Origin of the sequence: Roseibium sp. AS2, assembly GCF_038900065.1 — a bacterium.
Lineage (GTDB): Bacteria > Pseudomonadota > Alphaproteobacteria > Rhizobiales > Stappiaceae > Roseibium.
The window spans coordinates 135,396-148,242 of sequence record NZ_JBBMQN010000001.1 but is presented as its reverse complement, the minus strand read 5'-3'; the positions used below and the strand labels follow the sequence as shown (position 1 = coordinate 148,242).

General features: G+C 62.2%; 11 protein-coding genes. 9 read left to right on the top strand and 2 right to left on the bottom strand.

Going from position 1 to position 12,847, the window contains the following annotated elements:
• Positions 1–133: 133 nt before the first annotated feature.
• The 6 genes from WNZ15_RS00660 to WNZ15_RS00635 all read left to right on the top strand — a co-directional run bounded on the left by WNZ15_RS00660 (position 134) and on the right by WNZ15_RS00635 (position 7,189).
• Positions 134–523 carry a DUF983 domain-containing protein gene (locus tag WNZ15_RS00660; protein ID WP_342891000.1) on the top strand — a complete coding sequence of 130 codons (390 nt, stop codon included), beginning with the start codon at positions 134–136 and terminating at the stop codon, positions 521–523.
• A 7-nt stretch (positions 524–530) separates the two neighbouring features.
• A complete protein-coding gene (locus WNZ15_RS00655) occupies positions 531–1,310 on the top strand; it encodes an SURF1 family protein (protein WP_342890999.1) in 780 nt (259 codons plus the stop codon).
• Positions 1,311–1,595: 285 nt separating this feature from the next.
• A complete protein-coding gene (locus tag WNZ15_RS00650; protein WP_342890998.1) occupies positions 1,596–3,902 on the top strand; it encodes a TonB-dependent hemoglobin/transferrin/lactoferrin family receptor in 2,307 nt (768 codons plus the stop codon).
• Positions 3,903–3,906: 4 nt separating this feature from the next.
• The gene (locus WNZ15_RS00645) at positions 3,907–5,679 is read left to right on the top strand and encodes an SbmA/BacA-like family transporter (protein ID WP_342890997.1); all 1,773 of its coding nucleotides are present in this window, start codon (positions 3,907–3,909) and stop codon (positions 5,677–5,679) included.
• Positions 5,676–6,359 carry a hypothetical protein gene (locus WNZ15_RS00640; RefSeq protein WP_342890996.1) on the top strand — a complete coding sequence of 228 codons (684 nt, stop codon included), beginning with the start codon at positions 5,676–5,678 and terminating at the stop codon, positions 6,357–6,359. The genes WNZ15_RS00645 and WNZ15_RS00640 overlap by 4 nt, the downstream gene beginning before the upstream one ends.
• Positions 6,356–7,189, top strand: coding sequence for a ChaN family lipoprotein (locus WNZ15_RS00635; protein WP_342890995.1), 834 nt, complete (start codon positions 6,356–6,358; stop codon positions 7,187–7,189). Before WNZ15_RS00640 ends, WNZ15_RS00635 begins: the two co-directional genes overlap by 4 nt.
• A gap of 377 nt (positions 7,190–7,566) precedes the next feature.
• Here the strand turns inward: WNZ15_RS00635 and WNZ15_RS00630 are convergent, their stop codons facing one another.
• Together WNZ15_RS00630 and WNZ15_RS00625 are read right to left on the bottom strand one after the other, a co-directional pair.
• A complete protein-coding gene (locus WNZ15_RS00630; protein WP_342890994.1) occupies positions 7,567–8,055 on the bottom strand; it encodes a peroxiredoxin in 489 nt (162 codons plus the stop codon).
• Positions 8,056–8,160: 105 nt separating this feature from the next.
• Positions 8,161–8,985, bottom strand: a complete 825-nt coding sequence (locus tag WNZ15_RS00625; RefSeq protein ID WP_342890993.1) for a protein-disulfide reductase DsbD domain-containing protein — start codon at positions 8,983–8,985, stop codon at positions 8,161–8,163.
• A 197-nt stretch (positions 8,986–9,182) separates the two neighbouring features.
• Here WNZ15_RS00625 and WNZ15_RS00620 point away from each other — a divergent pair, with 197 nt between their 5' ends.
• The 3 genes from WNZ15_RS00620 to WNZ15_RS00610 all read left to right on the top strand — a co-directional run bounded on the left by WNZ15_RS00620 (position 9,183) and on the right by WNZ15_RS00610 (position 12,820).
• The gene (locus WNZ15_RS00620) at positions 9,183–9,779 is read left to right on the top strand and encodes a YqgE/AlgH family protein (RefSeq protein WP_342890992.1); all 597 of its coding nucleotides are present in this window, start codon (positions 9,183–9,185) and stop codon (positions 9,777–9,779) included.
• Between the two features lie 340 nt (positions 9,780–10,119).
• The gene (thrC, locus tag WNZ15_RS00615) at positions 10,120–11,526 is read left to right on the top strand and encodes a threonine synthase (RefSeq protein WP_342890991.1); all 1,407 of its coding nucleotides are present in this window, start codon (positions 10,120–10,122) and stop codon (positions 11,524–11,526) included.
• Positions 11,527–11,530: 4 nt separating this feature from the next.
• On the top strand, positions 11,531–12,820 hold the full coding sequence (locus WNZ15_RS00610; RefSeq protein ID WP_342890990.1) for a pitrilysin family protein: 1,290 nt from the start codon (positions 11,531–11,533) through the stop codon (positions 12,818–12,820).
• The last annotated feature ends 27 nt before the right edge of the window (positions 12,821–12,847 follow it).

The window sequence follows — 12,847 nt, the reverse complement described above, 5'->3', positions numbered from 1 at the left end:
TCGATACGCCTCCGGCCGGATACGTCCGGCTGGCTGGAAAATGATCGGTTCCAGAAACTGAGCACCGCCAATCAGAACGCCCGATCCGGCTTCCGGGTCGGGCGTTTCCAGTTTCGGGAGCAAAAGGAAAGACATGGAAGACAAGGCTCATTTTCCTCCGGTCAATCCCGTTTCTGCGGGTTTGAAGGGCAGGTGCCCGCGCTGTGGCCAGGGAAACCTGTTCGACGGATTCCTGAGCGTCAGGAAATCCTGTCAGGCCTGCGGACAGGATTTTTCCTTCGCCGACAGCGGCGACGGTCCCGCGGTCTTCGTGATCATGCTGGTCGGCTTCGTCATCGTCGGGCTGGTCCTGTTCGTTGAATTGTCGTTCCAGCCGCCGGTCTGGGTCCACCTCGTTATCTGGCTGCCGCTGACCGTCCTTCTCGCCGGCCTGGTTCTGCGCCCCCTCAAGGGCCTGATGATCGCCATGCAGTTCCGGCACAAGGCCGAGGAAGGCCGGCTGGACACAGACCGGGACGGATAACAGCAAAGTGTCGACGAAAGCAGAACCCGCCATGGGGCCGATCCGGAAACTTCTCCTGCCATTCGCGGTTGCGGTCGTGGCGCTGATTGTGCTGCTCAAGCTGGGTTTCTGGCAATTGGACCGTCTGGCCTGGAAGGAAACCCTGATCGTTCAGGTGGAGGAAGGCATCGCCAAAACACCGGTCGCTGCGCCGGCTCCGGCCGGATGGCAGCGGCTCGACGAGGCCGACGATTACCGTCATGTTGCCGTTTCAGGGACATTTCTACCCGGAACGGCGTTTTACTACACGGCACTCAGCGACCCTGCCGGTCCTTTCGAGGGCCCTGGCGTGATGGTCTATGCACCTTTCAAAACCGCTGAAGGCTGGATCGTTCTGGTCAACCGGGGCTTTCTGCCCCAGGGTCTGCCAGACGATCTCCGCGTGCAGGCGCTTCAGGTCCCGGAAGGACAGATGCGCCTGACTGGCCTGTTGCGTCTCAGCGAAGTCCCGAACTGGACAACGCCGGCCCCCGGCCTCGACGACAATATCTGGTTTGCCCGCGATACGCGGGCCATGGGCGCTGTTCTGGGCCTCGATCCGGACGCACTCCCGCCCTACAGTATTGACCTCGACGCCGCGTTCACGCCGCCGGGCGGCCTGCCGCAGGCGGGCGAAACGATCGTCAGCTTCAAGAACGATCACCTCGGCTATGCCCTGACCTGGTTCGGCCTCGCCGCGACGCTTGTGGGCGTCTTTCTGACATACGCCGCGGGTGTTGTGTGGCCGCGCGCGCGGCAGACGGACTGACAAACGTTCGGCGATAGCGGAGGTTTTCCGACGGGCGCCGAGAATGACTCGGTTGGGTCAGATCGATAGGCAGCCCCGTCTTCTTGGCGCTGATAACATTGATGAAAAATGAATTTTAATACTTGACTATATAACTCATATATTAAATATTGTGGCTACAAAGGGTCGAAAATGGGCCCTAACGGCGCGCGCAATGCGGCGCTTTCTTCACTGCCAGCCTCCAGCAAGCTTCCCCACGACGATCCGAGTTCGAAAGTCCTTTCGAGCTAACGACGGAGCTCATCCATGCCTTACAAATCGGGGCTGAAAAGCCTCAAGCTGGCGACCATCGCCGGCTCCGCCCTGTTATGCCTTGCACCTGATACGCAAGCTCAGCAAGTCAATGCTACTCCGGCAACCGAACCGGAAGTGACGACCAGTCAGGTTGACCCCGAAAACGACCCGCTTGCCGTTGATGGCGCGAAGGGGACATTGCTGGACACGATTACAATTGTTGCAGGCCGCAAGTCCGTTTCGACCCTCGACATACCTGCGAATGTCACCGTCGTCGACGGTGCGGAGATCGAGAAATTCGGTATTTCCGACATGCAGGAACTCACCCGGTATATCCCGGGTGTGACCGTCGGCCGCCAGACCACGGCCACTGATCCGTTCAACACTTTCGGCGGGTTCAACATTCGCGGTGTCGGCGGCAACAGGGTCATGATCCTCTCGGACGGGTCTCGGATACCGGAGCGGATCACCGACGGGACGCGCGACTATCTGGACTTCAATTTTGTCAAGCAGGTCGAGGTGATACGCGGACCGTCTTCCGTTCTGTGGGGCGCGGACGCCCTGGGGGGCGTGGTCGCTCTGGAGACACTGGATCCGGAAGATCTCCTGCTGGGACGGACTTATGGCGGGCAGGGGAGTGTCGGCTACGACAGTTTCACCAACTCGGCGGCGGCCTCCGGTGCCGTTGCCTACCGGTTTTCCGACCAACTGTCGGCGATGATCGCGCTGTCGCGCCGGTACGACGAAGAGCCTGAACTGAGCAATGCGCGCGCCGATGGCGGGATCTACGGCTGTCCACGGGATTTTACCGTGGGTCAGTTGGCGTGTGACAAACTGGACGACACGACGACACAGGCCTATCGCGGTCTGGCAAAGGTCGTCTGGGAGCCGACCACAGAACACCGGCTGGAAGCCTCCGCCGATATCCTCAAGCGCATCACGGGCGTCAACTACACCCAGAACCTGAGCGCCGACATTCACAGGTATGACCGGGACCTCGATCTCAACCGCGGCCGGTTCGCGATCGAACACATCTGGACCCCGGAAGCGGGTCTCCTGGACGAACTGAAAACCGTGGTCGCCTATGCCCCGAACAATTACGACCGCACCGGCAGCGAATGGGGCGTGACGTCTTCGGGAACCGCTTATCTTACGGAAGACGAGTTGACCTACGAGGAGGATTTTTTCGAACTGGACATCCAGGCGTCCAAATCCTTCGTCACCGGCCCCGTCAACCATGACGTGATCTTCGGTTTTGACGGCGACTACACGACGATCGACTATACGCGCATCGACCGCACGACCGACCTGTCGACCGGCACGACCACCGAGACCCGGGCCGGAGGGTTCAACTTCGCGAACTCCGACACCACCCGCGCCGATGTCTATCTTCAGGACACGATCGGCCTGTTCGGCGACAGCCTGGAAATCACGCCCGGCGTTCGCCTGGCAAGCTACCGCATCAAGCCGCGTCCGAACGAGGACTACAAGCTCGTCGACGGCTCCGAGCCGCAGACCCGGGAGGACATCGCGCTCGTCAAGAGCCTGTCCGCGCTCTACCGCGTGAACGACACCTGGTCGGTCTGGGGAAAATATGGCGAAGGCTTCAAGATGCCGACCGCGCAGCAGCTCTACACCTCGCTTCCCAGCACGTTCTTCAATCTGATCCCCGCACCGGGCCTGGAACCGGAACAGGTCAAGAACTACGAGGCCGGGATCCGTGCACGGATTGACAAGGGGCATGTCGCGGTGACCGGTTTCTACGCCGACTACACCGACTTCATTCAAAGCTTCTACAATGTGCCCGGAACCAGCGACTACACCTATCGCAACCTGTCCTCCGTCCAAGTCTGGGGAATTGAACTCGAAGGGTCCTACGAGTTCAACGACAACCTGAGACTGAACGGCAGCCTGGCCTGGCAGCGCGGCGTTCAGAAAGCGAACCAGGAGGCCGACACCGTGCCTCACACATTGCCGCCTTTGACGGCCGTACTCGGGCTGGACTACCTGATCCCGGACTACAATCTCAGCCTGTCCGCCGTTACCACGCTTGCGGCACCGGTCACGGAAGTCTCCAGCAGGGACGACGGATTCAAGCCGGGAGGCTATGCCCTGCTCGATCTGTTCGGAAGCTGGCAGTTCACCAGGCTCGCCAGTCTGGATGTCGGTGTCAGGAACGTCTTCGACAGCCGCTACTTCGAGGCAGGGGCGGCGGGCAAGACGCTCTCTCCCTCGTCGTCGGTCGCAAGGCAGAACCCGCTGGAACTTCAGACGGGGCCGGGGCGCACCTTCACCGCTTCGCTGAACGTCAAGTTCTGAGCGGATGCGCGCGATCCTGAAACGGATCTTCGCCCTGACACGGATTGCCGTGTCGGGGCCCGGGTCCTGGTACGCATATTGTCTGTACGCCGTCGTTCTCGGGTTTCAGTTCGCCGGGGTCTGGGTTTCGGTGAAGTTCATTGCCTGGAACAAGAGCTTCTTCGATGCCCTGGAAAACCGGGATGCGTCGCTGGCCTTGATCGAAATAGGCAGCTTTGCTGTTCTCACAGCCGCGTCCGCAGGCTTTCATCTCGCGGGAAGCTGGCTGCGCAAGCGCCTGTTCCTGTTTCTGCGTCAAAGGCTGACCGGGCATGTGCAAAATGCCTGGCTTGCGAACAAGAGTTACTGGCACTTGCGGCCGGGCTTCGCACTTCAGCCGATAGACAACCCGGATCAGAGAATTGCCGACGATTGCCGCCAGTTCATCGACCGTCTGCTCATCGAAACGCTCGATCTCATCTCGAACATCGTCGCGCTGGTCTCCTATGTGGCCGTGTTGTGGTCCCTGTCCTCCTTCCCGCTGGAATTCAGTCTTCTGGGCCAGGACATTGTCATCCCCCGCTACATGGTCTGGGCAGCGTTTTTGTATGTCGCCCTGTCGAGCATCATAACCGACAGGCTGGGCAGGCCGATCAAGGGGCTGGTGTTCGCCAAGGAACGCTGTGAAGCGGATTTCAGACATGCGCTGATCCAGGTGCGCGAAGGGGCCGACGAGATCGCGCAGGCGTCCGGCGAGAATGCCGAGCGACGCCGGCTTGAGAAACGCTTCGATGCGATCCGTGGCAACTGGTACCGCCTGATCAACGCGGAACTGCTGCTCGGCCTGTTCGTCCGCCCCTACATGCAGACCGTCTTGCGCATACCGACGTTCCTGGCGCTGCCGGCCTTCTTCATGGGCAATCTGACGCTGGGGGGGCTCATGCAGCTCGCCGGGGCCTTCTCCCGGGTCGCCACGACCCTGAGCTGGTTCATTTTCTCCTACCGCGATCTGGCGGAATTCGCCGCGGTTGCCGAGCGGCTGGACTTGCTGCTGCAGGCAACCCGTGATCCGTCTCCGGATCCGCAAGCCCCCCGGGCGATCAAGCGGAGCAGGTCGGACGATGGCCGCCTGCGCATCTCGAACCTGACGCTCGCCACGCCGAAAGGCGCGGGCCTGGCCCCTGTTCCGGATCTGGAAGCAAGGCCTGGCGAGACCGTTTGGGTGAAGGGGCGATCGGGTATCGGCAAGAGCACGTTGCTCACCGCCCTGTCGGGGGTCTGGCCTTACGGCCAGGGTGAAATCCGGATCCCGGGAGGCAGGCTTCTCGCTCTGCCGCAGGTCCCGCGCGTGTTCCCGGATGGCCTCGCCCAGTCGCTGACCTACCCGGATGACCCGAATGCCTTCCACCGGTCCCTGATTGAGGGAGCCCTCGTGAAGGTCGGTCTCTCGCACCGGCTGGATGCGCTCGATAAGCCGGGGGAAGAGAGTTTCGCGGGTCTGTCCATCGGCGAGCGGCAGCGGTTGGCCCTTGCCAGGGTCCTGTTCGCGCGTCCGGATGTTCTCATCCTTGACGAGGCGACCAGCGCCCTCGACGGCAACAGCGAGGCCGAGGTCCTGACCTTGCTGCGCAGGGAATGTCCCGAGGCGATCATCATATGCGCCGCCCATCGTCCACCCGATGCCCTTGGCACCTTCAAGGTGCTGTCCCTGGGGCACGGCTCCCGGGCACCCGATCCGCGGGAAGAAAGGCGCACCATCCGCACCAACCCATTGCCAGACACAGGAACGCCTGCATGAACGACACCGACAAACGCCATCTCCTGAAAGCTGCCCCCTCCGACATCCTGAAGAGCCTGCCCGAGATGGATCGGGTGATGGTGATCGTCCGTGCGGACGGACTGCTGCACGAACGGCTTGGAAAGGTCGACAAGGTGGATGTGCAGGCCGAAACCATTCGCCTCTCCGGACCGTGTCAGGATATGGATATTGACCGGTCCATGCTGGCATCGGCGGAATACGACACCTCCTCGCAGATGCGGGGCAAACACTATCCGCGCCTGGATTTTCTTGGAAACGACGGCGGCATCCTTTTCTCCGTCGTGGGCCTGGAGGGACTGGAGCCATTCGAAAAGCCATTGACCGGCCTTGATCGCGTGCCGGTCGACATGCGGCCGCGCCCCGATCCTGGCGACGCCGACCCTGATCTGGACACGGATCCGGCCCGTCCGTTTCTGGAAGGCCTCGTCGGTGGTCCGGAGGTCACCGTGCAGGTCCGAACCGGGGCGGTCACGCAGAAATGGACCGGCAAGGTCGAGGACATGAAGCCGATGGGCGGCTGCTTCAATATTCTGCTGAAGGACTTTCACCTGCATCTGCCGGCGGGCTGCCTGTCCGGCTGGTCGGAGGAAGAAGGCTGGCACCACGGCATCCTGAAGGACGGAGGCCGGAGCGCCCTGTCGATCGGACTTGACCGATGACGCCGGGGCAACGGACGGGACAGTGGATCGATCCGGCAACGGGTGAACCCCTTGCCCATCAGGCCGTTTTGAGGAAGGCGGCCGCAGCCTCTGTTGTCCTTTTGGGAGAGCAGCATGACAAGGCCGCTCAACACCGCTGGCAACTCCATGTTCTGGCCGGCCTGCTGGCCCTGCGGCCCGATCTTGTCGTGGGCTACGAGATGTTCCCCGCACGGCTCGACCCGGTGCTCGCGCGCTGGGTGGCCGGGGACTTCGGGCAGGAGGACAGTTTCCTGAGCGAGGCGGAATGGGGGACGGTCTGGGGATTCGCGCCCGAACTCTATTTGCCTCTGTTCCGCTTCTGCCGGCAGTTCCGTATCCCGATGCATGGCCTCAATTGCCGGCGTGCTCTTGTCACTGAAGTGGGAAAATTCGGATGGGAGGCGATTGACGAGGAAGACCGCGACGGTGTCACGCCCGCTCTGGCCGCAACATCGGCCTATCGCAGATATCTGTTCGAGCTGACCGGCGGCGGCCCGCCCAACCGCAAGGCGCAAGGGCCGGAGGACCCGGGTATGGACCGTTTCGTGCGGGCCCAGCAGGTCTGGGACAGGGCGTTTGCCTGCCGGATAGCCGCCTTGAGAAACGCCCCGGAACCGCCGCTTGTCGCGGGGATCATCGGCCGGGGACATCTGGAGTTCGGGCACGGAACGCCTGCTCAGCTTGCCGATCTGAATGTCGGGCCCGTCGTCGTCCTGCTGCCGCACGCCGATCATCAGTCGCCCCGCGAAGGCCTCGCGGACGCGGTGTTCTGGATGGATGAGGAAGACGGTCAGGGTGCCGCCACATGAAGGTGCCGGACCTGACCGTCTGGAAAAGACGCGCAGGGTGTTCTGTCTGTGGAAAGGGCCCCTCGGGGCCCTTGGACTGCTGACAAACTGACGTCGTCATTCCGGCCGGGCAGCGCAGCTGCATGGCCAGAGCCGGAACCCAGCGCGTAAGTCGCGCCACAGGCGCGTCTTTACTTTTAATTTCAGATAGTTGGCTTGCTTCTGTGCTCGCCTGCGTCTGCGCTGACATGCTGGGTCCCGGATCAGCGCGCAGCTTCGCTGCACTTGTCCGGGATGACCAACTGAGAACCTGTCAAAAACCCGAAGCCTCGGGGCCCTTTCGCGAAATTGAGCTGCTCTGATCAGGCGATCAGCCCCGAGGGATCAGATCCGGGACATCAGCCGAGCGATTCCAGGATCGCGGCGGCGCCGGTCTTGGTGGCTTCGCTCGGGGTTTCTTCCACGGCCAGGAAGGTCACTTCGCCGTCCTTGGCAATCAGGGCGAAGCGCTGGGAGCGGAGATGGCCGAAAATGGGTGCCGGTCCGAGGCCGAGACCGGCCGCGTCAACGAAACCGGCCGCCGTGTCGGAGAGAAAGGTGATGCCGTTGCCGGCGTTGGTGGCCTTCTTCCAGGCATCCATCACGAACACGTCGTTCACGGAGACCACCGCGATCGTGTCGATACCCTTGTTCTTCAGCGTTTCTGCATGTTCCACGAAACCCGGCAGGTGGTTCATGTGACAGGTCGGCGTGAAGGCCCCCGGAACGCCGAAGAGCACGACGGTCTTGCCGGCTGTCAGGTCGCTGGTGGTCATCTCGCCCGGACCGTCCGCGGTCATGATGTTGAACGTGGCCTCCGGAAGGCGGTCCCCAACCTTGAGTGTCATTGCAACTCTCCCTTGTCTCTCTTGCTGCGGAAAACATGCAGCCCGCAGCACAGATAGAGCGTCCTGGCAGGTACGTCGAGAGGGATCAGGTCAGAACCCGTCCGGTCAGTCCACCCAACCTGACTGAATCGGCTCCAGATGCTCGATTGCCTTGCCACCGGCGGTCAGCACCAGCCTGAGCGTGTTGTCGTCCGCACCGTTCGTGGCGAGCCCCTTGGTGGAAAGTGTCCAGACGGTCTTGTCGGCGGACCGGCTCACGGGTTGCGGCAGCGCGATGAAGGATCCTGCCGGAGCCTCGGCGAAGAGATCCGGATCGGATGCGTCCCCGGTCCGCGCTTCGATCACGAGCATGTCGCCGGCTTCGTCCAGCGAGACCGAGCTGATCCTGAGGTCGTCCGGCGCCGCACCCGATGGAACCCGCTCCAGGTCTCTCTGAATGAGCCTGCCTGCAAGCGCGTCCGTCGCGGCTTGCGGTGACAGGTCGAGAGACAACGCGGCATCGCCCGGCACACAGATGTCCTTGCAGATGCCGAAGAAGACCTCGACATGCAAGGACACCGGGCGTTCCGGATCCTCCGGCACGACCCGGACCGGCAGCACGATCCCGTCGTGATAGACGATCGATTGCGAGAACCCGTCGCTGTAGCGTTCCGGAACCGGATAGAGCACATCCAGTTCCTTCACGTTTGAGCTGGCCTCTGTCGTGATCTGCGGCGGAATGCCCGCTTCGCCCGGATAGCGCCAGTAGGTGTGCCAGCCGGGTTCGAGCAGGAACTCGAGGCCCGTCAGGTACTGGCCGTCCTGCATCGGCCCGGAGGCAATCAGCCGAACGGCGCCGCCATGGACTTCCGTCCACCCGGTCATGGCCGCATGAACGCGGCCGGGCACCAGGGCAAGCAGCAGGGCGAAGGCGACGTACAGGTGTTTCATGGCAACTGTGCTACACGAGTTTCGCCCGGGCGTCATCGCCGCGAGGCGCGCGCCGGGTCATAACCTTGTGACGGCCGCGTGAGGCGCCCGGCCCGGAGACGCCCGGACGGCCATTCACAAACACCGGCATTAACAAAGACCTGCAAAGGGGCTATGCTTTCCCGTGGTGAGGGGTATCAACAGGCAACGAGGTACGCATGGTCGAGACCGAAGCGGCAGAATCCCTCGAAGGACAGTTTCTGATTGCGATGCCGAGCATGGCGGACAGCCGGTTCGAACATTCCGTGATCTACCTGTGCTCTCACACCGACCAGGGGGCGATGGGGCTGGTCGTGAACCGGGTGGCCCGGCATCTCTCGCTCGAGGAATTGCTGATCCAGCTGGACATCGTCACCGACGAGAACCCCATCCGGCTGCCGCCTCAGGTCCAGGACATGAACGTGCACAAGGGCGGTCCGGTCGAGATGGAACGCGGCTTCGTGCTGCACAGCGATGATTTCATGCTGAACCAGTCGACACTGACGATCGACAACGGCATCTGCCTGACGGCAACGCTCGAAATTCTCCGGGCTCTTGCGCAGGGCGGCGGACCGGCGCAGGCGATGCTGGCGCTTGGCTATGCGGGCTGGGGACCGGGACAGCTGGAAACGGAGATCCAGGCCAACGGATGGCTGACTGCGCCGGCCGATCCCGACATTCTGTTCGACCGCAATTCGGACGGCAAGTGGCAGCGGGCCCTTGGCACGCTCGGGATCGATCCGGCCATGCTTTTATCGGAAGCCGGTCACGCCTGAACTGCCGGGCGACGGGGCCAATGTCTTCGGAAAGCGAAACCGGTTTCCATCCCTGTATTGCAAAGCAATCAATCGGGATCGCGGCCCTCCTTGTGCGTTTTTTCCGGCAGAAACGCGCTGTTTGCTCTACCGGGCCGGGGTGTGTTGTGCCGGGTGACTGGTGTCTCCACGGTCACCATTTTAACCAAAAGCGACTTGCGCTTGATTGTTATGGCGCGTAAGTCGCATGAGTGGCATGGTTTGTTTCAAATCTGCCGGGATTCAAGTACTCTGAAAGACTGGCTTAACGGGCAGGGGCGTCGAGCGTCCTTCGGCGAACAGCAGCAAGGGAAGTTGCGCGGTGAAATACATCAGTACGCGTGGGGAAGCTCCGGTCCTGGATTTTTCGGACGTTCTGCTTCAGGGACTGGCACGCGACGGCGGTCTTTATCTTCCCGAAACCTGGCCGCAATTCGATGCCGAGACCATCGCCTCTTTCGCCGGCAAGCCCTATGAAGATGTTGCCTTTCAGGTCATCCGCCCGTTTGTCGGGGACGCGTTTGACGAGGATGTGCTGAAATCGATGATTTCGGACTCCTACGCCGGGTTCCGGCATCCTGCGGTGACGCCGCTCGTCCAGACCGGCTCGAACACCTTCATTCTGGAACTCTTTCACGGTCCCACGCTGGCGTTCAAGGATGTCGCCATGCAGCTGCTTGGCCGCATGATGGACCATATCCTGGGCGAACGGGGACTGCGGGCGACCATTGTCGGCGCAACGTCGGGCGACACCGGCGGCGCCGCGATCGAGGCATTCCGAGGCCGTGAGCGGACCGACATCTTCATTCTGTTTCCGGACGGCCGCGTGTCCAACGTGCAGCGCAGGCAGATGACGACGCCGACGGAAAACAATGTTCACGCACTGGCGCTGACCGGAGATTTTGACGATTGCCAGGCCATCGTCAAAGGCATGTTCAACCACTTCGCCTTCCGGGACCGGGTGGCGCTGTCCGGGGTCAACTCGATCAACTGGGCACGTATTCTTGCGCAGATCGTCTATTATTTCGTAGCCGGGGCCGCGCTCGGCGCGCCGCAGCGCAAGATCTCCTTCACGGTGCCGACCGGTAATTTCGGCGACATCTTCGCCGGCTATGCCGCGAAGATGATGGGCCTGCCCATCGAAAAGCTGGTTGTCGCGACCAACGTCAACGACATCCTTGCACGCACGCTGGAAAGCGGTCGCTATGAGAAACGGGGTGTCACGCCCACGATTTCGCCGTCGATGGACATCCAGATCTCCTCCAATTTCGAACGGCTTCTGTCTGAAGTCTGCGGCAAGGACGGCGCCGCCGTGCGCCGGATGATGGACCAGCTCGCCCAGTCCGGCAGCTTCGCCATCGAGGCCGGCCCGCTGGAGGCCATGCGTGCGGTGTTCGGGGCGGGCCGCTGCAACGAGGAGGAAACGGCTGCGACCATCGCGCAAACGTGGAAAGACGCAGGCTATCTGCTGGATCCGCACACCGCGATCGGCGTGCATGTCGCAAAGTCCCACGAGGACGGCTCGGTGCCCATGGTGGTACTGGGAACAGCACATCCGGCAAAGTTCCCGGATGCGGTTGAAAAGGCGTCCGGCGTTCGGCCGGAACTGCCGGAGAACTTAAAAAACATGATGGCAGCGGAGGAGCGTCAGCAGGTGCTGGCGGCCGATCAGGGTGTGGTGGAGCGATTTATCGAAGAGCACGCCCGGGCCGTCACTGCTGGGGTGTGAGGTTATGAAAGTACAAACAACGGTCCTGGACAACGGGATGACGGTCGTCACCGACCAGATGCCCTACCTGAAGACGGCTGCGCTCGGGGTGTGGGTGCGCACCGGATCGCGGGCGGAGACCGTGCATCAGAACGGCATCACCCATCTTCTGGAACACATGGCCTTCAAGGGCACGAAAACACGGTCGGCGCGTTGCATCGCCGAGCAGATCGAGGCGGTCGGCGGTGAACTCAATGCCTCCACCAGTATCGAACACACCAATTATTATGCCCGCATCCTGGCCGAGGACATGCCGCTGGCGGTCGATCTGCTCGCCGACATTCTGCAGAATTCGACCTTCGATGCCCAGGAACTGACGCGCGAACAGCATGTCATCCTGCAGGAAATCGGCGCTTCCAACGATTCACCCGATGATCAGGCTTTCGATCTCTTCCAGGAAGCGGCATGGCCGGATCAGTCCATCGGACGGCCGATCCTCGGCACACCCGAGACCGTGCAGGGCTTCAACCGGGATGCGCTGAATGCCTATCTGGGCGAACGCTACCGCGGCCCCGACATGGTGCTGGCAGCAGCAGGCGCCGTCGATCACGATGCACTGGTCGCCCTGGCGCGCGAAAAATTCGGCGGCTTCAGCAGCGAACCCGCGGCTCCGGAACCTGCAGCCCGCTACGGCGGCGGTGAAACCCTGCGCCCCAAGGAATTGATGGAAGCGCAGATCCTGATCGGCTTCGAGGGACGTCCCTACAAGTCCAAGGACTATTACGCGATCCAGATCCTGGCCTCGGTTCTCGGCGGAGGCATGTCCTCGCGCCTGTTCCAGGAAATCCGGGAAAAACACGGGCTTTGCTACGCGATCTACAGTTTCCACTGGGCCTTTTCCGACACGGGCCTGTTCGGCCTGCACGCGGCCACCAGTCAGGAAGATCTCGGCGCATTGATGCCGATGATCGCGGACGAGCTTGTCTCCGCGTCGCACACGATCACCGATGACGAAGTGGCACGCTCGCGTGCCCAGATCCGGGCCGGCCTGATGATGGCCCTGGAAAGCCCGGCGGCGCGTGCCGGCCAGATCGCCCGCCAGATTCTCGTTCACGGCCGTGTGCTCGTTCCCGACGAGATATCCGCAAAGATCGACGCGGTCACGGCAGCGGACATCCGGCGGGTGGCCCATGAAACCTTTGTCGGCACGACGCCGACCCTTACGGCGATCGGGCCGCTCGAGGGCATCATGAACGCGAGCGAGCTTGCAGAAAGGCTGCAGCAGGGGCCGGTCTTGCAGGCCGCGTCGATGTAGGGTCTGATGAACATGCGACGGAACGCA